The organism is Aliiglaciecola sp. SL4 (assembly GCF_041538045.1).
Classification (GTDB): domain Bacteria; phylum Pseudomonadota; class Gammaproteobacteria; order Enterobacterales; family Alteromonadaceae; genus Aliiglaciecola.
Genome location: NZ_JBGOSE010000004.1, coordinates 170,097 through 190,300 on the forward strand (window position 1 = coordinate 170,097; position 20,204 = coordinate 190,300).

Sequence of the window (20,204 nt, forward strand, 5' to 3'; positions counted from 1 at the left end):
TTATGCGCCAATAAAAATGGGCACCGAAGTGCCCATTTTTTTATAACATTTTAGTCCGTTTAGAATTTATAACCAACGGTGAGTGAATAAACAAATGGGTCGATATCTACATCAACAGTTCCAGCTGAACCATCATTAGTAAATGTCGCTTCAGTGCTGATATCAATGTAACGTGCAGAAGCATTAACAAACCAATTGTCATCCAACATATAATCAAAACCAATTTGCGCAGATAAACCAACAGAGTCATCTAACTCTAAATCATCAAAGCCTGCTTCTTGATTAGCCGCAGTGAATTCTTCACTGAAGAAAATAGTGTAGTTAATACCTAAACCAACATAGGGTTGAAACGCACTATCGGCGTCTAAAAAGTGATAATTAGCTGAAATAGTTGGTGGTAAATGTTTTGTAGAACCTAAGGCTCCAACGGTGTTTAAACCAATATCATGTTCAAAAGGGGTTGCTGCCAATACTTCAATTGCCCAATTAGGTGACAAGAAATACGCAAAGTTTAATCCCAATTGAGAGTTGTTATCGACATTTACTCCCACACCAACATCTGCTCCGCCAATAAAAACATTACCGCTTGATTCGTCTGGGGCAACGGTGGTGACACCTGCACGTAGGATCATATCGCCAGTTGTATATGCCTGTGCTTGAGTGGCGCTAAGAGCGACTGCTACCGCTAGGTAAGCTGCTAATTTTTTCATGTGTTTCTCCATCGATATAATGTGTTTAAATTTGATGGAAAAAGCTTACCCAATTGAATTATTCTGATATTGATCTGGCTCAACCAAAAAGATTCAAAAGATTGATGTAAATCAAAGTTTTATAATACAGCCCTAAAAAGCAGTGAGTGCAAGCAGGTATAGGTGCTTAATTTTGGTATTCGTTGCTTTTTCTAATTTGCCAAACTATTCCTGCGCCAAAAGCGTAATTGTTGTTTTCCACCAGCAAGGGGCTGTCGCTATTGGCCGCGTTATTTTGGAATCGATAAGATGCAGTCATGAACATGCGTACAGTTGGAGTAACGTTAACCATATAACCGGTAGATAAGGTAAGGCCAAGATAGCCCGCTTTTGCATCGTATTCAGGCCTTAGTTGAGTGGCGAATTGGGTATCCACTTGATAAAAATAGTCATGTAATTTTTCTGTGGCCCAAACAGGTGAAACACTGAACCGGAATCTATCTTCAGGTTGGAACGCACCTACGTATTGATAGGTTAATTCAGGGTTTAATACATACCCACGATGGGTAATAGAAGAAAAGTCGGTGGAAAATACACCTCGGCTTTGCAATTTAAATTGTATTTGCTGAATTCCTATAGCTTTGTTACCACTTTCAAACAATTTGAGACGAACCTGCGGACCTACCTCAAACACAAAATCGAGGTCTGGCATGCCTGCTCGTACCGAATCTTCGTTAGAGTCTGCGCTAAATGCTGCATCAAGGGATAGGTCTACTTCTATCCAGCTCTTTTCTACGGCCACTGCTCGTATCACACTGTTATCGCCTACTCTGATAACATCTCCACGGTAGATGAAAAAAGGTAAAACGAAACCATTGTGATGATTGTCTGCTGCTCCTGGGTATTCAGGCGTGCTAAATCCTGCGCCGACGATACCCGCTTCCCAACGTGGTTTTTTGATGTAATCGTTGTCCATAGATGTATCTACTTGAGCAAGAGAGGGGAAGCTAAGAAAGAGGGTAGCTAAGGTTAAAAGACGCGATGTGAGGGACACAAAAATACCATTTGAATAGGAATAGTATGGAAATTTACTACAGTAAATGTCACAAGCTCAAGCTTAAAAGCGTAAATATATAAAAGCACTTAGGAAGTCGCAGGGAGAAGATAAAACGGATTGGATAAAATGCTTGAATCGGGTGAGAGATAAGAGTCGGAGCCTACCTAATTTTGACTAGGTAGCCTCCGATGAGTATTTACAGCTATCAGAGCTTCAGTTTTTTCTCTAGATAGTGGATGTTTGTTCCACCATTAAAGAAGTTTTCATCTGCCATGATGCTTTGTTGCAAAGATATGTTGGTTTTAATGCCATCTACAACAAGTTCATCCAACGCATGACGCATTCTAGCTATAGCCACATCACGGTTTTCTCCATAGGCTATTAACTTACCAATCATAGAGTCGTAGTGCGGCGGGACGCTGTACCCTGCATAGATGTGAGATTCCCAACGGATACCAAAACCACCTGGCGAATGGAACATATCGATTTTTCCAGGACTAGGCATAAAGGTAGCGGGATCTTCTGCGTTAATTCGACACTCAATGGCATGACCACGAACTTGCACATCTTTTTGTTCGATTGATAGAGGTTGACCAGCGGCAATACGAAGCTGCTCTTTGATCAAATCTACACCGGTAATCATTTCTGTTACTGGATGCTCAACCTGAATACGGGTATTCATCTCAATGAAGTAAAAGTCACCGTTTTCATACAAAAACTCAAAGGTTCCTGCACCGCGATAGCCTATTTCGATACAGGCTTTACGGCAGCGTTCACCGATACGCTCACGAGTTTCAGAATTAATGCCAGGTGCAGGGGCTTCTTCAACTACTTTCTGGTGGCGGCGTTGCATAGAACAATCGCGCTCGCCTAAATGAACTGCATTACCTTGACCGTCGGATAAAACTTGAATCTCAACGTGACGAGGATTTTCCAAGAATTTTTCCATGTATACAGTCGCATTACCAAAAGCAGCACCAGCTTCAGCCTGAGTCATAGAAATAGCTTCGATTAGCTCTGACTCTTTACGCACAACGCGCATGCCTCTACCACCGCCACCGCCAGCAGCTTTAACGATAATCGGATAACCAATTCGCTTTGCAATATTTTTATTGCGTTCTGGGTCGTCGTTCAGGGGACCATCAGAACCAGGTACACAAGGCACACCCGCTTCTTTCATAGATTTAATGGCCGACACTTTGTCACCCATTAAAGTGATGGTTTCTGCTTTTGGACCAATGAAAATAAACCCACTTTTTTCAACTGCTTCTGCAAATTCTGCATTTTCAGCTAAAAAACCGTATCCAGGGTGGATAGCAACTGAATTAGAGACTTCAGCTGCGGCAATGATTCGGGGGATATTTAAATAGCTTTCTGTGGCTGAAGCTTTACCTATACAGATAGATTCATCTGCAAGCAAAACGTGTTTCAGATCCTTATCTGCGGTAGAATGTACAGCGACGGTTTTGATCCCCATCTCTTTACATGCACGCAGAATTCGAAGTGCTATTTCACCCCGGTTCGCAATTAAGACTTTATCAAGCATGATAATTCGCTCGCTTATTCGATTACGAACATTGGTTGATCAAATTCAACAGGTTCTTGGTTCTCTACCAAAATTTGTTTTATCACACCTGCCTTATCGGCTTCTATTTGGTTCATCATTTTCATTGCTTCAACAATACACAATGTATCACCAACATTTACTTTCTGACCAACTTCAACAAATGCAGGCGAAGTAGGAGACGCTGAACGATAAAAAGTACCAACCATAGGTGATTTTACAACATGTCCCGATATTTCTGGGCTTGCTGCTGGGGCCGCCGCAGCAGCTGGAGCAGCAACTACCGGAGCGGGTGCCGGAGCTGGCGCATATTGCACAGGAGCTTGTGAACTTGCGCTTGCTCTGTGAATACGGACTGACTCTTCCCCTTCGGTAATTTCAAGTTCCGAAATACCAGACTCTTCAACTAGTTCTATCAATTTCTTTATTTTACGAATATCCATTTAAGCTCTCTTTAGTTACTCATTAAATTAATTTGGCAGTGGCGTTTGGCAGCAATAATTGCCGCTTCGTAACCGTAATCCCCTAATCCACAAATTACCCCTTTGGCAATATCTGATAAATAGGAGTGTTTTCTAAATTCTTCACGGGCGTGCACGTTCGACAGGTGCACTTCAATAAATGGAATGCTAACACTTAATAATGCATCTCTAATAGCAACGCTTGTATGGGTAAATGCACCGGGATTAATAATGATAAAATCAATATTCCCCATGGCATTATGAATTCTTTCTATCAGCTCATGTTCAGCATTAGATTGAAAATGAAGCAGCTCAATGCTTTCTTGATTTGCTAGAATTGTTAATTCATCTACAATATCTTGTAACGTCTTTGACCCATATATCGTTGGTTCACGTTTTCCCAACATATTAAGGTTAGGACCGTTTAATAATAAAAATTTCACGAATTTGTCGCTATCTTCTTTTAAATTTCATCGTTGCGATACTCTTAACGTAAATCTGATAAAAGTCAAATGAGAACCGAATAAAAATCAACCAATCAGAGGTTGTTTAGATTAATTATAGAGAATAGTGTCCAATTAGCAGCAAAATACTGGTCTTATCAGCGAAGTTTACTGCATCTTTTTTTAGTTTTAGCTCAAAAGGTAACGTTTTTGAATTATTTAGCCCATATCCACCTTGCTCATGTTTCCCAAACGAGCTTGTTGGGTAATTTTTTGGGAGACTTTGTAAAAGGGAGTAATTTAGAACACCTTCCCATTTCGTTACAGAACGGCGTGCGTTTACATCGAAAAATTGATTCATACACTGATAACCATCCTGTTGTTAAATCATTGAGAGAACAGTTTTCCCCAGATTTGCGGCGCATTTCTGGCGTTATTATCGATATTTATTTTGATCATTTGCTGTCCACACACTGGCAAAATTTTACAACGCAAACTCAACCCCTAGTATTGTCTGAGTTTTACCAGCAATTGAAACAACAACCACCTAATATTAGTCAACATTTTGCATCCGTGCGAGCTGGCTTGCTAAAACATCAGTGGTTGCAAAACTATGAAGACCGGAAAAGCTGCTTAGGGGCTTATCAACAAATTGAAAAGCGTTTGAATATGCGAATTAAATTCGCACAGGATGGATATCGATTCATGAATTCATATCATGCGCAGATAGAGCAAGATTTTTTGGCGTTCTATCCCGAACTCATACATTATGTGCAAACAGTTGAACTAGATTAAAGGATCAATTATGGCCGTCCATGAAATTAAACACCCATTGATTTTACATAAAATAGGCTTGATGCGAGCTAATGGTATTAGCAGTAAAGATTTCCGTGAACTGGCTAGCGAAGTTGGTAATCTGCTGACCTATGAAGCGACACGAGATTTACAAACCGAACAAGTGACTATTCCTGGTTGGACGGGAGAGCCAATTGAAGTGGCAAAAATCAAGGGTAAGAAGATTACGGTGGTACCCATTTTACGGGCTGGATTAGGCATGTTGGATGGTGTGTTGCAATTAATTCCAAACGCTAAAATAAGTGTCGTTGGGCTCTATCGCAACGAAGAAACCCTCGAGCCTGTGGCTTATTTCGACAAAGTAGTTAAAGATGTTGATTTACGTACTGCACTGATTGTTGATCCTATGTTGGCAACTGGTGGAACGTTAATTGCCACCATTGACCTGTTAAAGCAGAAACAATGTAAAAAAATACTTGGCCTTTTTTTAGTCGCCGCGCCAGAGGGAATTGCTGAGGTCGTTAAAAAACATCCTGATGTTGATATTTATGTGGCGGCTATTGATGACAAGCTAGATCACCGAGGTTATATATTGCCAGGGCTAGGTGATGCTGGAGATAAAATATTTGGCACACGTTGATATTAGTGATTTTGCCTAGGGTTTGGTTAAATACATTGTTCGCCGATTTAAGAGTAATATATAAAAGAGTTGGTAAGCGAGCTATATTGAGTAATAATTAAATTTTGCACATTTAGTTTATTTATTCAACATGCTTGGCTAGAACGAGTATAACCTCGGAGTGTTACCAACTTTGCTTGAAAATTTCAAAAATAGCGTTGTTTTTTATGGATTGAGTTATATCTATCGGTTTTGTAGCGCTATTTCTATTGCTTGTTTTTCAATTCTGTGGGGATTTCATGTTTCTGCAGCGCCGCTAATTAGCGAACCCAAGTTTGTGCAGTTATCTACTGTGCAAGGATTGTCACAAGATACAATTAATGACTTACTTATCGATTCCAGCGGATTTTTATGGGTAGCAACTCGGGCTGGTCTGAATCGATTTGATGGTTATCGTGTGCAGCATTTTGATGGCAATGAAATGCAACTGGCCGATATTTCCATTGAAATTATTTTTGAAGACAACAATCAAAACATTTGGCTAGGCACACGTCGTTCAGGTCTTTTTAAGATTGAGACCAAAACCGGAGAAACGACCCTTATTGAACATTTCGCCGTCGGCGGCAGTACTTGGTCGGATAGCGTCACAAGTATCAGTCAATTGCCAAATAACCAAATTATTGTAAGCACGGAGCGAAGTGTTTATATCGTTAGCCCTGATTTGGGCAAAGCTTCACTGTTATATCAACTGCCTAAACACAAACAAGTGGTTGAGTTTAAAATCAACGCTACCCTCTTCTTAGGGGATAAACTGTTAATTGGCCGAGGTGATGGGTTATTTGAGGTTGATTTAGAAAGCGGCAAAGAACGTCAAATTGAACTACTAGGGCAGCAAAACCAGGAACCCATCAGCGAATTGTTTTTAGCCAGCGATAACGTTATTTGGATTGGCAGTAAGATAGGCCTGTTTTGCATCACCCTGAATCAGAATAATCAATTTGATCTGGTTGATCATGCGTTGAGTATTCCAATTTTAGATATATATGAAACGAGCTATGGCAGTTTATACATAGGCTCGCAAGAAGGTCTATTTAGTTACGATCCTTCTTCGGAACAGCTTCAAGACTATTTAAATCCCTCCGATAGTCGGCTTTACATAACATCAGACGATGTAACCGCAATTGATGTAGATAGTAAAGGTAACCTGTGGTTGGGTTCCGCGTTTGACGGTGTATTGTATTGGTCAACACAAAGCACGAAATTCGAAAACGTTCGTCAAAATAAAGACGATGAGATCCAGTTAAGTAGCAACAGTGTGAAGTCTTTCGCCCAGTTCAATGATGATGGTTTGTGGATCGGCACGAGTAATGGCCTGAATTATTATGACCTTAAACAACATGAGTTGCGCGGCCATTGGTTTACTAAAGATATAGTCGGGGCCAAACGAGCTCGAATTCGAGATATAGAAACTTACGGTGACAACACCTTATTGTTAAATACCGATGGTGGCCTGTGGTCTTTTGACACTACTACCAATACTTATGCTCTGGCAGCGAGCGTTGATTCAAAAGTTGCCCAATTACTGAGTAGCAGGCTAGACAGTTTTGCCAAAGGTAATAACGGCTTTTACTGGTTCAGTAACTTGGAAAGCTTCTACAAATATGACGCACAAACTGGTGTCGTGTCTGAAGTCGAAACGTTAAATAAACAAATTGATGCCAGCGCGTCATACGGATTTCTGGGGCGAAGCCGTGTTTACAAAGATCTATTATGGATAGCAGAACGAGAGCAATTATGGGCTTACAACACGAAAACCGATAGCTTGCAAAGTGTCCATCGACTCGAGCGTGCCAGCATGGGACAACCTGTTTACCCTGAGAGTGTCGTTGAAGACAACAATGGGACCCTATGGATTGCGTATCCGGGAGCGGGTTTAGTGGGACTTGATGCGACCATTTATACCCCGAAATATGGCTTCGACAAGCAGAACTTGCTGCCGAGTAATATGATTTATGGGATCAACCAAGATGCAAATGGCTTTATCTGGATGAGCTCTCATGCAGGTTTATTGAAATTCGACCCTGCAGGCCCTTATTTACAACAATATGGGATTTCTCAGGGACTAGACGGAAAAGAGTTCAATGGTTTATCGCATATCGTTTTACAGGATGGACGTTTGGTCTATGGCTCACAAAAGGGGCTGAGCATATTTGATCCATCATCTTTTGAAACTGATGATGGCGTACCACCCCAAGTAAAAATAACGTCCATTAAACTCAGTTCCAGTACACTCAAAATGCCATTGGTCAATTTGGACAAAAGAGTGGTGTTACTTGATCACAAAGATGCCGGTTTGACTATCGAATTCTCTACACTTGCATTTGAACATCAAAATACCATTCAATACCAATACAGGCTTGATGGAACCGACAGTTATATTTATCCGGCAACAACGGATTCGCAGGTTACTTTCCCCAAATTAGATCCGGGGGAGTATGTGTTTTCAGCCATTTCTTTTGACCCTATGACGGGAGTGAAAAGTCCACCTGCTTCAGTCCATATCTTTGTTAAATATTCACCTTGGTTATCGCCTGCAGCTTATACTATTTACATTTTTATATTTGTGTCTTTGGTGCTGTTTTGGTGGTATCGACGAGATATACAAAATAATCAGGTGATGTCGGCACATGCTCAAGCTTTGCAGAGTAAAAATCGACTAACCTTAGCGTTAAGTGCGAGTAACAGTAATGTGTGGGAGTGGCGCTCGGATAGTAACGAGTTTTACGCACCTAGAGTTTCCGAAGAATTAGATTATCAGTCTGACGATAACTTACTTAGCTTTGATGCGCACATGGATCTCATCCATGAAGATGATAAAGCTTTATTTAAGTCTAATTGGCAGGCTTTTATCGATAAAAATAGCCACGGTTTAGACGTAACTTATCGATTACGTTCGCGTACGGGGGATTGGTTTTGGTACCGTGATGTGGGTAATGAAGTAGTAGATGAAACTGGGCTAGAAAGTGTTGTCGCAGGTACCTACAGCAATGTGACTGAAACCGTGGCAGATCGAGAAAAAGTCAGGTTATTTGGTGAGGCTTTCAAGCATACACGAGACTGGGTCGTCATTTTCAATACAGATCTGGTACCAGTAGCGGTAAATACTGCTTGTTGTGAGGCATTTGGGATTAATGAGAATGGTGATTTAAAGAGCCAATTAACTCGTTTATTTAAATTGAATGCTGATTATCCTCCTCGATTCTGGAAGAAACTATCCGAATTGAGCGTGACAGGGCACTGGAAAGGAGAAGAGCAGCTAGATATTCACAATGATAAAGTCTTAAATGTACTCATTAATATGACTTCCATTGCTAGTATGCGGGCTCAGGGGGAAATAGATTATTATCTAATGATTATGTCGGACATTAGTGAACAAAAAGAAGCAGAGAACGAACTGCGTCGACTGGCTAATTTTGATGGTCTGACTGATCTCCCCAATCGCACTTTACTACTCGACAGGATTAAACACGGGATTGATCACGCTTCCCGACACAAGTCTAAATTGGCCGTGTTTTTTATCGATTTAGATCGCTTTAAACAAGTTAATGACAGCCTAGGGCATAAAGCGGGAGATGAATTACTCAAAGTCGTCGCCCAGCGCCTGACCAACCTATTGAGAAAAGATGATACTGTTGCGCGCTTAGGCGGAGATGAATTTGTTGTAATGGTAGAGGAAGTTAAACATCCTGATCGTTTAAGTATCTTGGCTGAGCAACTTATTGAGATCCTTGAAGCGCCTATCCAACTGGGGAACCAAACCGTCAGCGTATCTTCAAGTGTGGGTATAGCGATTTATCCTGGTGATGCCGATACGCCAGAAGAGTTGTTGAGAAATGCTGATTTGGCAATGTATCACGCCAAAGAACAAGGTCGTAGTGATTTTCAATATTTCACTCAACATATGAATGAAAAAGCCCAAGACCGTTTGTTAATGGAAAATCGCCTCAAGAAGGCCCATCAAAGCAAAGCGTTTATTAATTATTACCAACCAATTGTCAATACTAAAACAGGGTTAGTGGGCGGATTTGAATTACTGATGCGCTGGCCTGATACCAATGGCATGGTGCCACCAGAGCAATTTATACCCGTTGCCGAAGAATTAGGTTTAATTGAAAACATGACGTGGGATGCATTAGAGCGGGCCATGCCAGTATTGAGTGAATGGCAAACTAGAGAGCGGGAAGTGTATTTATCCGTTAATCTTTCAGCACGACATTTTGAACGTCAAATCTCAATTGATCATATCGTGTTGCTGTTAGAACAACACGGTTTGCCTGTATCAGCCTTAAGGTTTGAAATTACTGAAAGTGCTTTGATGCGAGATTATGAACGCGCGCTCCATTATATGGAGTCCATGCGCCAACGTGGATTTACCATTGCTTTAGATGACTTTGGTACGGGTTATTCATCACTCAAATATCTAAAAGAGTTTCCTATTCAAGTGCTTAAAGTTGATAAAAGTTTTGTTGATGATATTGGTAAAGATAAAAGTAACGAAGCTTTAGTGTTAACAACTCTGCGTATGGCTGAAAGCCTTGGAATGTATTGTGTTGCTGAAGGTATTGAGGAACAAGTGCAAATTGATTTCTTCAAACAGCATGGTTGCAACCACCTGCAAGGCTATTTTTATTCTAAGCCCGTGCCAGAAGAGCAAACCGCAGCATTAATTGCGAAAAGTTGGCTGCTATAAAGGAAATTAATTGTTCATCATTGTGATTTAGGGTTTCCAACACATGCAACAGGCAATGTTCCGAATTTGCCTGTTTAAAAGCAGTTATAATGAATACGCAGTTAAGGATTAACGTCAGTTTCTTGCTATCTAAATCCAAGCTGACTTAGCACTGCCTTAAAGCTCCCTAATTAAATATCTGATTCACATGGTTAGCAAAAGGGCTAGCTTTCATAAACCCAGTTACCCTGACAGAAGACAATTCCTTACCTTGCTCGTCAAAAAATAGAATAGTGGGCAATCCTAATATGTCGAACGCTTCTTGAAATTCAATGTTAGTGGCGGTGTTGTCAGTAAGATCTATCTGCATCCATACAGTATCAGAAAGGGCATCCATTACTTGCGGATCTGGAAAGGTATATTTTTCGAATTCTTTACAGGCCACACACCAGTCGGCATATAAATCCACCATTACGGTTTTGCCTTGTGCATTGGCTGCACTGAGCTTTTCCTCAAAGTCCTGTAAGTTCTTCACCAATAAGAATGTGGGGTGAGCACTGACATCGGCCTTTGACGATGATGTATCAGCTAAATGGGTTTGATACTGTGACTGTTTAAACTGATGATAACCATATAACACTGAGCCTATTAATCCGGCAAAAATAATTAAACTGCGTATTCCTTTCCACAACGTGGTGGGGGTATTTATATTCATCACGTAGAAATAGGTAAACGCAATCAGGCCTAGCGCAGACCAAATATACTCAATCCAAATATTGCTCACTAAACGCTCCAAGAAGGTTAGTGCAACCACTAGCATCATAAAGCCGAAGGCAACCTTAACTACATTCATCCAGTTGCCTGCTTTGGGCAGTAATTTACCACCTGTAATACCAAATAAGATTAGCGGAATGCCCATGCCAATACTCAATGTATATAAGGCAAAGAAACCTAGAAGTTGATCACCTTGTTCGGCAATGTATAACAAAATGCCAGTCAAAGGTGCTGTAGTACAAGGAGATGCCACTAATCCGGATATAATGCCCATAATAAAGGCACCAATAAAACTGCCACTTTTTTGCTTGTTACTTAATCCGTTTAACTTTTCCTGCCATTTAGATGGCAATTGCAACTCATATGCGCCGAACATCACTAAGGCAAGGGACACAAAAATCACAATTAAAACCCCTAAAATATATGGGTTTTGCAAGTAAGCCGTAAATTGAGCTCCCGCTGAAGCAATGACTAATCCTAATATGGAATAGGTAATTGCCATGCCCTGCACAAATATGAAAGATAAGCTAAAGGCCTTAGAGGTACTGATTGATTTACCTTGGCCTATCACTATGCTGGACAAAATGGGATACATAGGAAATACACAGGGAGTAAAGGCTAAACCTATGCCTAATAATAGAAAGGCTGCTAATTTAAGAATTAGTATTTGCTCACCTTTGAGTAAATTAGCTAGCTCGAACTGTTGTGACACCGGTGCTGAATCGGTAACTTGGTTTGCATCCTTTGGTTGCTCTGCTTCAGTAACTTGCTTAGGGGGGGATGTATTACGTACTTCGTCTAAATACACCACTTGTACCGTTGGTGGGTAACATAAACCAGCGTCAGCGCAGCCTTGATATTGCAGTTTCACTACTGCGTCTTTTTCTGAGCTTAGAACGGTGTAGTGAATTTCAACTTGATCATAGAAAACAGGTTGAGGCTCATCAAAAAACTCGTCTTCTTTGATGATTGCTTCGGGATATATGGGTTGACTAATCTCGCCATTTTTTACGACAGTCTTAAATTGGTTTTTGTATAAGTAGTATCCCTCTGCGATGGTGAAACGCAAAAGTAGCTGATCATTTTTCTGATCAAAATCAAATTGAAATGCCTGCTCAACGGGTAAAAATTCCGGTTCATCGGCAAACAAATCATCAAAAGCTAAATTGCTTTGAGCCAAACTTGCCCAAGAGAATAATACAAATACAGTTAACGATATAAGACGTCTAAAATTCATGTAAGGCTACTTTTAATCCAATTTAAATATGCGTCGCTGGCGGAGGCACTATCAATAATTACCCATTGAGGAACATCATATGGATGCATGCTTAAGGTTAACTTAAATGCGTCTTCTACCTTATTCGACATGGTTTTAATAATTAAGTGCATTTCGGAGTCGGTGACGACCTCATCTTCCCAATGGTAGAACGATGATATCGGCTGAGATATCTGCACACAAGCAGCGAGCTTAAGGTTTACCAACTCACTTGCTATTTTTTCGGCTTGCTTCTTAGTCGGACAAGTCGTTAATACTATACAAAATTGTGAACTCATTAATATACCTTTTGTACTCTGGCCATAATTGACCTTAATAATAAAAGATATCTTTCAAAAGATAGAGATTGGATCTATTCGCACTGTATAGAATTTTATACTTGCTCCTTTGTAAAATAGTCTTGTGAAATTGCAAATTGTCCCCAGATTACTTGTTTGACCGAGGAGCATAATGTGTTTGGTAAATTGTTTATTTTGTTCGCTATCTTACCCATTGCTGAGATTGCGTTGTTAGTGAATATTGGCGAGCAAATTGGTGGTTGGAATACAGTTGCTATCGTTATTGTTACTGCAATCATCGGAGCTTATTTTGTGCGACAGCAGGGGATTGCAACTTTGATGCAAGCACAATCAAAAATGCAATCAGGTGTTATGCCCGGACAGGAGGTGGCCGAAGGTCTTTTGCTGGTGTTGGCTGGAGTGCTATTGGTGACGCCAGGTTTTATTACTGATGGATTGGGCTTTTTACTGTCACTGCCCATAAGCCGTCCATTTATTGCGAAAAGCTTACTTAAGCAACTCGCTGTTAACGTTGTAGCGGATCAACCTGGCCAAGGACAACATACTTATTCTCATACCACTTACTCTGAAACTACATACTCTCAACGGGGAAATCAGCAAGATGGTGATATTATCGAGGGAGAGTATGTTGATAAAGATGAGGTTGAGAAACGGCCTAAAATTGACTCACCATCAGACCATTAATCTCTATAGGTTATTGGATTAATCTTGTTTTGCTTTAACCCCGCCGGTTAAAGCAACTCGCATAGCCTCTTCTACGCCAATGTCTAACTTAGTAATTTGCTGACGTTTTACATATAAGGTGTAACCCCCTATTTGATAGCTCAGGGGAATGTAAACTCCCACTTTATCCTCATCTTGGAAAATTTCGAGGGCAACTTGGTCGGCTGTGATAAAACCAATCAAGTGCATATCGGGTTTAATTTCCACTGATACAACGGCTTTAGAGTTTTCTTTATCGTTGATTTGGAATACGGTTAAAGTATCTCTTATTGCGCCATATACCGATTTAACCAGTGGAATTTTTTCAACTTGTCGATTTGCTGTTGATACAATCCAACGGACAAAAAATACATTCACTAACAGACCTGTAAGGAGAATAAGCGCGCAGGCGGTTAAAATTCCCATGCCAGGAAAGTAAAATGCTTGAGAAACGTATGGAAACAGCAGCGCTTCTGCTCCTGACATAAACCAATAAATAAAATACAGGGTCAATGATAAGGGTAAAATCGCGGCTAGCCCCTGAAAGGATAAAGACAATAGCTTTTTCATTAATTAACAACTTATGTAGTAACGAAATCGAGGCTATAATGACAGAGCTTCGAGCAACTGGCGAGATCTTAAGGATGAAAAAATGAAAGCAGGCGTATGTCACATATTAGTCAAAGATAAACAACAAGCCGAAGAGTTGAAACGTCAACTTGCAAAAGGGGCAAATTTCCAACAACTCGCTAAAAAACATTCTCAATGCCCTTCGGCTAAAAAAGGCGGAGATTTGGGAGAAGTGAAACCCGGTCAAATGGTAAAGGCATTCGATAATGTGGTGTTTAAGAAGCCAGTTTTAACTATTTATGGCCCTGTTAAAACGCAATTTGGTTTCCATCTGATTAAAACCCTATATCGCTCATAATCGCTACAATTTTCCCAATTCCTACAAAAACGGCAAATAAAAAACGAAAATCATCCTAAAAATAGATTTTTTTTAACATAAACCCTTGAAGTCAGTAAGGCTATCCCCATCTTTCCTCGCAGACACTCATTCGAGTTGAGGTGAAAGCCGCAACTCAATCCCCCGATGTTCGGGAACTTTAACTTTAATATTGGAATTTTCAGGAGATTTGAAAATGGCAATCCGTCCTTTACACGATCGCGTTATCGTTAAACGCCAAGAGCAAGAAAGTAAATCTGCTGGTGGCATCGTGCTAACTGGCTCTGCGGCCGAAAAATCAACTCGTGGCGAAATTGTTGCAGTTGGAAATGGTCGACTTTTAGATAATGGTGAAGTAAAAGCGCTTGACGTTAAAATTGGCGACGTCGTAATTTTTAATGATGGATATGGTGTTAAAACCGAAAAACTAGATGGCGAAGAAGTGCTTATCATGAGCGAAGGCGACATCCTAGCGGTTGTTGAATAACAGCATAATCAATAAGATAGAATTAAGAGGAAATTAAACATGGCAGCTAAAGAAGTACGTTTTTCTGATGACGCACGCGTCAAAATGCTTGCAGGCGTTAACGTTCTAGCTAACGCAGTAAAAGTAACATTAGGCCCTAAAGGTCGTAACGTAGTTTTAGACAAATCATTCGGCGCACCTACTATCACTAAAGATGGTGTATCTGTTGCTAAAGAAATCGAACTTGAAGATAAGTTTGAAAACATGGGCGCACAGATGGTTAAAGAAGTTGCGTCTAAAGCCAACGATGAAGCTGGTGACGGAACAACTACTGCAACAGTACTAGCGCAAGCTATCGTGACTGAAGGTTTGAAATCAGTTGCTGCGGGAATGAATCCAATGGATCTTAAACGTGGTATCGACAAAGCTGTCGTTGCTGCGGTTGAAGAACTAAAAGCACTATCTGTACCTTGTGCAGACAGCAAAGCTATCGCGCAAGTAGGTACTATCTCTGCTAACTCTGATTCAGAAGTAGGCGACCTTATCGCGGAAGCAATGGACAAAGTAGGTAAAGAAGGTGTTATCACTGTTGAAGAAGGCCAATCTCTACAAAACGAATTAGACGTTGTAGAAGGTATGCAATTCGACCGTGGTTACCTATCTCCATACTTCATGAACAACCAAGAAAACGGCACAGTTGAATTAGACAGCCCTTTCATCCTTTTGGTTGACAAAAAAGTATCTAACATCCGTGAATTACTACCTACTCTTGAATCAGTAGCAAAAGCCTCTAAGCCTTTGCTTATCATTGCTGAAGACGTTGAAGGTGAAGCACTAGCAACACTAGTAGTGAACAACATGCGTGGCATCGTTAAAGTTGCTGCTGTTAAAGCTCCTGGTTTCGGTGACCGTCGTAAAGCTATGCTTCAAGACATCGCGACACTAACTGGTGGTACTGTTATCTCTGAAGAGATTGGACTAGAACTTGAAAAAGTTCAACTAGAAGACCTAGGTACTGCAAAACGTGTTGTTATCAATAAAGACAACACAACTGTTGTTGACGGTGCTGGTGAAGAAGAAGCTATTCAAGGTCGTGTTGCGCAAATCCGTGGTCAAATCGAAGATTCTACTTCTGACTACGACAAAGAAAAACTTCAAGAACGTCTTGCTAAATTAGCTGGCGGTGTTGCAGTTATCAAAGTTGGCGCAGCGACTGAAGTTGAAATGAAAGAGAAAAAAGACCGTGTTGAAGATGCACTTCACGCAACACGTGCTGCAGTAGAAGAAGGCGTAGTAGCCGGTGGTGGTGTTGCTCTAGTACGTGCAGCGTCTAAAGTTAGCAACCTTACTGGTGAAAACGAAGACCAAACTCACGGTATCAAACTAGCACTACGTGCTATGGAAGCGCCACTTCGCCAGATCGCAGCTAACGCCGGTGCTGAAGCATCAGTAGTAACTAACGCTGTTAAAAATGGTGATGCTAACTTCGGTTATAACGCCGGTAATGACACTTACGGCGATATGCTTGAAATGGGTATCCTAGATCCAACTAAAGTAACTCGTTCAGCTCTTCAATTCGCAGCATCAATCGCAAGCTTGATGATCACGACTGAAGCGATGATAGCTGACGCACCTGCTGACGACGCAGCAGCACCTGGAATGCCTGATATGGGCGGCATGGGTGGAATGGGTGGCATGGGCGGTATGATGTAGTAAATTTCAGCCTAAATCGCTTTTCTAAGAAGCCATAACATGTTGATGTTATGGCTTTTTTTATTTGTATTTTTCGTCAAGATATAAAAGTTTAAGGGTATAAAGTGGGGGATCGATAATGCCTCCCATATATTTAGCTCAATAAAAACAAAGTGATACTTCATCTATGGGCGGCATATAACGGTTTAAGTTGCGTGTTCATATCAATTAAATAAAGCCATGAAAGTAATCAACTGGCTTTACTTTCATTACACTCTTATAGTTAAACTTGAATTACACGCATATAGTGCGCATAATGTGAACATTAAGTGGTTGGAGTGTTAATTATGAATATTACCTTAGGTAAAGAATTCGAAAGAAGAATCACAGAGAAAGTCTCTGATGGCTTATATACCTCAGCGAGTGAAGTGATCCGTGATGGGTTGAGATTATTGTTTGAAAAAGATGCTGCTAAAAATCAGCAGCTTGAAATATTACGCGAAGAAGTAGCTAAAGGTTTTGAACAGCTAGCTGCGGGCGAATCGTCAAACAACAGCGTGATGGATATATTTGAGCAAGCCTCTCTTTCAGTAAATCAACAGTCTGAAACTAAGGGCGACAATGCCAACCTATAGGCTTTCTCCTTTAGCAGAAGATGATTTATATAAAATAATCTCTACGACAATTAACTCATGGGGTAATGAGCAAGCAAAAAAGTACGCACAGAATATAGATGCCGCATTAATAAAACTTGCTCAATATCCTGATTTTGGTAGAGAAAGAAATGAAATTTATAAAGATGCTAAAAGCTTTCCTGTAGAAAAACATATAGTGTTCTATCGAGTCAGTGTTAACGGTATTGATGTTGCTCGTATTCTTCATCAACGTATGGATCCCTCAAAACATTTTTAATGATTAAAAAAATAGAGCGGACTTTGGTGAGAATATAATTATGCCAGAAAGTCATATTAACAAGCTTGCCAAAATAGATGCTCGTCTTCAATTATTAAATGAAGAGCGCTTGGCTTTGCTTAATGAACGCCAAACGTTAATCACGCAACATGAAACTGAATTAGCCAAAAATTTCAATCTACACGCCTCTCCTGAAGCTAAAATTGACCTTTTTCTTTCCTATTTTAAAGGCCGTAATGATGTTTACCCATTTAGGTGGGAATCGAAAAATGGTCACAGTGGTTATTCTCCTGCTTGTTGGAATGAATGGCAGCCAAAAATTTACAATAAACCAAAAATCAGTTGTACTGAATGTAAAAATCAGAACTTTAAAGTACCTGACCATCAAGCTCTCTACGGACATTTAAAAGGTACTCAAACCATCGGTATCTATCCTCTATTAAATGATAATTCGACGTATTTACTTGCAGCAGATTTTGATAAAGAGTACTGGTTTGAGGCTACATCTGCATTTGCAACGACTTGCGAATCATTCAATATTCCCTATCTATTAGAGCGTTCAAGAAGTGGTAACGGTGGCCATATATGGATCTTTTTCTCGGAAGCTGTAGCGGCTAGTGATGCTCGTCGATTAGGCAATGGTTTACTGCGTAAAACGATGGAACTTTATCCACTATTATCATTTGATTGCTTCGATAGATTATTTCCTAATCAAGATATTATGCCAGAGGGTGGCTTTGGTAACCTGATTGCTTTACCACTGCAGCTAGAGCCAAGAAAAGATAACAATAGTGTTTTCATTGACAATGAAGGCGTACCTTATAATGATCAGTGGTCAATATTAGCAGCTACTCAAAAAGTGACTAAACCCCAGCTTCAATCAACGCTGAATCAGCTAAATTCTTATATTGAAATAGCGCCTGAGGATATTGAAAAGAATGAGCCATGGAATAAGCTTAACGGTAATGACAATATTAAGATCAACGATTGCCCAAAGAGTCTTACATTAACGCTAGCAGATCAGCTATATGTTCCGATCGCTAATTTACCCGGCAAGCTGACTTCTACGTTAAAGCATTGCGCAGTATTTTCTAATCCAGAGTTCTACAAACGACAAGCCATACGCTTATCAACGATTGGTACAAGTCGATATATTTGTTCCGCACATATAGAGAATGGTTATTTAATCTTACCTAGAGGTTGTTTAGCCGATGCCATTCGCATCATATCAGGCCAAACAATAGAGATTGAATACACCGATAAACGATTTGAAGGTAGCCAACTAGAAAAAATAAAATTCACTGGTAAGCTTAAAAGCCAGCAGAAAAAAGCTGTTGATGCTTTATTTTCACAAACAAATGGTGTTTTTGTTGCATCGACGGGCTTTGGTAAAACCGTTACGGGATTAGCACTTGTCGCAAAAAGGAAAGTGAATACATTAATCCTAGTTCATAACCGGCAATTGGCAGAACAATGGCTTGAACGGATAAAGGTCTTCTTAACTCATGTGGAAGTAGGCTCATTGTTGGGAGGGAAAGATAAACTAACTTATGAAGTTGATGTTGCTACTTATCAAAGTTTAGTTAGCCGTAATGGACTAGATATTAAACCTGCCATTGAAAAATATGGGCAAATATTAATAGATGAATGCCATCACTTGCCTGCATCAAACTATGAGTGTTTGATAAAGTCAGTACATGCTAAATATATTCACGGATTTACGGCAACACCTAAACGCCAAGATGGTTTAGAAAAATTAATGCACTTCCAAATAGGCGCTGTTGTTTATAAGGCTGCAACTACTGCCAGTAGTTTTGAACAACATGTGAAGATGGTTAAGACTAATACTAGTTTTCCTTCAGAATGGTTAATTGCTGAGACTAAACCACATATATCTCAAGTTTATAAGCACTTAGTTTGTGATCAAGCTAGAAATGAAATGATCGTTAACAAAATCAAACAGTCCGTAAACAATGACAGATCTGTCATGGTGCTTACCGAAAGAAAAGAGCATATTGAATTACTTGCTAAGTTGATGGCTGATAAGGGAATAAAGGTTGTTGAACTGCATGGCGGTATTTCAACAAAGCAAAGACAAGAACGAATAACTTTCTTATCCAGTAAACCAAGTAATGATAAAGCTGTTGTTATCTTAGCGACAGGAAAATACGTCGGTGAAGGTTTTGATTTACCACATTTAGATACTTTATTTATAACACTACCGATAGCTTGGAAAGGCATTTTAGCGCAATACGCTGGACGAATTCAGCGAGAATGGAGTAGTAAAACTGTTATTCAAGTTTACGACTTTATTGATGACTTCCCAACATTACAGCTGATGTGGAAGAAACGAGAAAAAGGTTATAAAGCGCTAGGGTATAAATTTAATGAATAGAATAACTTAGATCTTTGATTTTATATTGAATATCATTCTTCGGGCTGTGAAAAATAATTTTAATTCAATGGGGTAGTTTGTACGCAGCTTTCTAGGGGATAAAGCGGGGTATCACTACTAATACCCATATAACTAATCTATTAAAAACAAGTAGATAAACCCTATATGGGCGGCATGATGTAGTAGTTTTTTAACTCTACATATATAGCTCTAACCATTGAAACGAAAGCCTGAATAGTGATATTCAGGCTTTTTTATTGGTTATTTTAGAGCCGCTGTAAACTTACTTAGGAGCCTGCCAAGAGTGATTCGTATTTGCCAGCTAAATGCGCACTGCCAACCGCTGTGCTGAAGTGTAGTTTGAATTCTGTGGTAAGCGTTAACC

At 40.1% G+C, this 20,204-nt stretch carries 18 protein-coding genes; 10 read left to right on the forward strand and 8 right to left on the reverse strand.

Translation table 11 applies throughout. The features are described 5' to 3' along the window. Nucleotides 1-59 precede the first annotated feature (59 nt). From AB6T38_RS07880 to aroQ, 5 genes are all read right to left on the reverse strand, one after another. Nucleotides 60-710 (reverse strand): OmpW family protein, encoded by a 651-nt coding sequence (locus tag AB6T38_RS07880; protein WP_372546773.1) that lies wholly within the window; start codon nucleotides 708-710, stop codon nucleotides 60-62. 166 nt (nucleotides 711-876) lie between these two features. Next, on the reverse strand, nucleotides 877-1,743 hold the full coding sequence (locus AB6T38_RS07885; RefSeq protein WP_372546774.1) for a MipA/OmpV family protein: 867 nt from the start codon (nucleotides 1,741-1,743) through the stop codon (nucleotides 877-879). 208 nt (nucleotides 1,744-1,951) lie between these two features. Then, nucleotides 1,952-3,292, reverse strand: coding sequence for an acetyl-CoA carboxylase biotin carboxylase subunit (accC, locus tag AB6T38_RS07890; RefSeq protein WP_348491898.1), 1,341 nt, complete (start codon nucleotides 3,290-3,292; stop codon nucleotides 1,952-1,954). Nucleotides 3,293-3,306: 14 nt separating this feature from the next. Then, nucleotides 3,307-3,753, reverse strand: a complete 447-nt coding sequence (gene accB / locus AB6T38_RS07895) for an acetyl-CoA carboxylase biotin carboxyl carrier protein (protein WP_372546775.1) — start codon at nucleotides 3,751-3,753, stop codon at nucleotides 3,307-3,309. An 11-nt stretch (nucleotides 3,754-3,764) separates the two neighbouring features. Next, nucleotides 3,765-4,214 (reverse strand): type II 3-dehydroquinate dehydratase, encoded by a 450-nt coding sequence (aroQ, locus tag AB6T38_RS07900; RefSeq protein WP_372546776.1) that lies wholly within the window; start codon nucleotides 4,212-4,214, stop codon nucleotides 3,765-3,767. 210 nt (nucleotides 4,215-4,424) lie between these two features. Here aroQ and AB6T38_RS07905 point away from each other — a divergent pair, with 210 nt between their 5' ends. The 3 genes from AB6T38_RS07905 (at nucleotide 4,425) to AB6T38_RS07915 (ending at nucleotide 10,378) form a co-directional block, all read left to right on the forward strand. Next, nucleotides 4,425-5,009, forward strand: a complete 585-nt coding sequence (locus AB6T38_RS07905) for an ACP phosphodiesterase (protein ID WP_372546777.1) — start codon at nucleotides 4,425-4,427, stop codon at nucleotides 5,007-5,009. Nucleotides 5,010-5,019: 10 nt separating this feature from the next. Beyond that, entirely contained in the window at nucleotides 5,020-5,649 is a 630-nt protein-coding gene (upp, locus tag AB6T38_RS07910) for a uracil phosphoribosyltransferase (protein ID WP_372546778.1), read from the forward strand. Nucleotides 5,650-5,821: 172 nt separating this feature from the next. Then, nucleotides 5,822-10,378, forward strand: coding sequence for an EAL domain-containing protein (locus AB6T38_RS07915; protein WP_372546779.1), 4,557 nt, complete (start codon nucleotides 5,822-5,824; stop codon nucleotides 10,376-10,378). A 166-nt stretch (nucleotides 10,379-10,544) separates the two neighbouring features. Here the strand turns inward: AB6T38_RS07915 and AB6T38_RS07920 are convergent, their stop codons facing one another. Then, on the reverse strand, nucleotides 10,545-12,368 hold the full coding sequence (locus AB6T38_RS07920) for a protein-disulfide reductase DsbD (RefSeq protein WP_372546780.1): 1,824 nt from the start codon (nucleotides 12,366-12,368) through the stop codon (nucleotides 10,545-10,547). Next, nucleotides 12,365-12,685, reverse strand: a complete 321-nt coding sequence (gene cutA / locus AB6T38_RS07925; RefSeq protein ID WP_348491906.1) for a divalent-cation tolerance protein CutA — start codon at nucleotides 12,683-12,685, stop codon at nucleotides 12,365-12,367. Before cutA ends, AB6T38_RS07920 begins: the two co-directional genes overlap by 4 nt. A gap of 174 nt (nucleotides 12,686-12,859) precedes the next feature. On the opposite strand from cutA, the gene AB6T38_RS07930 reads away from it, so the two are divergent. Further along, nucleotides 12,860-13,390, forward strand: a complete 531-nt coding sequence (locus AB6T38_RS07930) for an FxsA family protein (RefSeq protein ID WP_372546781.1) — start codon at nucleotides 12,860-12,862, stop codon at nucleotides 13,388-13,390. A gap of 18 nt (nucleotides 13,391-13,408) precedes the next feature. On the opposite strand, the gene AB6T38_RS07935 is transcribed toward AB6T38_RS07930, so the two are convergent. Further along, nucleotides 13,409-13,978, reverse strand: a complete 570-nt coding sequence (locus AB6T38_RS07935; RefSeq protein ID WP_372546782.1) for a DUF502 domain-containing protein — start codon at nucleotides 13,976-13,978, stop codon at nucleotides 13,409-13,411. Between the two features lie 82 nt (nucleotides 13,979-14,060). Here AB6T38_RS07935 and AB6T38_RS07940 point away from each other — a divergent pair, with 82 nt between their 5' ends. From AB6T38_RS07940 to AB6T38_RS07965, 6 genes are all read left to right on the forward strand, one after another. Beyond that, nucleotides 14,061-14,336, forward strand: a complete 276-nt coding sequence (locus AB6T38_RS07940; protein ID WP_372546783.1) for a peptidylprolyl isomerase — start codon at nucleotides 14,061-14,063, stop codon at nucleotides 14,334-14,336. Nucleotides 14,337-14,550: 214 nt separating this feature from the next. After that, complete coding sequence (locus tag AB6T38_RS07945) at nucleotides 14,551-14,841, forward strand: co-chaperone GroES (protein WP_372546784.1); 291 nt, start codon at nucleotides 14,551-14,553, stop codon at nucleotides 14,839-14,841. A 39-nt stretch (nucleotides 14,842-14,880) separates the two neighbouring features. Continuing rightward, nucleotides 14,881-16,533, forward strand: a complete 1,653-nt coding sequence (gene groL, locus AB6T38_RS07950) for a chaperonin GroEL (protein ID WP_372546785.1) — start codon at nucleotides 14,881-14,883, stop codon at nucleotides 16,531-16,533. A gap of 326 nt (nucleotides 16,534-16,859) precedes the next feature. Then, nucleotides 16,860-17,147 (forward strand): type II toxin-antitoxin system ParD family antitoxin, encoded by a 288-nt coding sequence (locus tag AB6T38_RS07955; RefSeq protein WP_372546786.1) that lies wholly within the window; start codon nucleotides 16,860-16,862, stop codon nucleotides 17,145-17,147. After that, complete coding sequence (locus AB6T38_RS07960) at nucleotides 17,134-17,424, forward strand: type II toxin-antitoxin system RelE/ParE family toxin (protein WP_372546787.1); 291 nt, start codon at nucleotides 17,134-17,136, stop codon at nucleotides 17,422-17,424. Before AB6T38_RS07955 ends, AB6T38_RS07960 begins: the two co-directional genes overlap by 14 nt. Before the next feature lie 40 nt (nucleotides 17,425-17,464). After that, nucleotides 17,465-19,819 carry a DEAD/DEAH box helicase family protein gene (locus tag AB6T38_RS07965; RefSeq protein ID WP_372546788.1) on the forward strand — a complete coding sequence of 785 codons (2,355 nt, stop codon included), beginning with the start codon at nucleotides 17,465-17,467 and terminating at the stop codon, nucleotides 19,817-19,819. Nucleotides 19,820-20,204 lie beyond the last annotated feature (385 nt).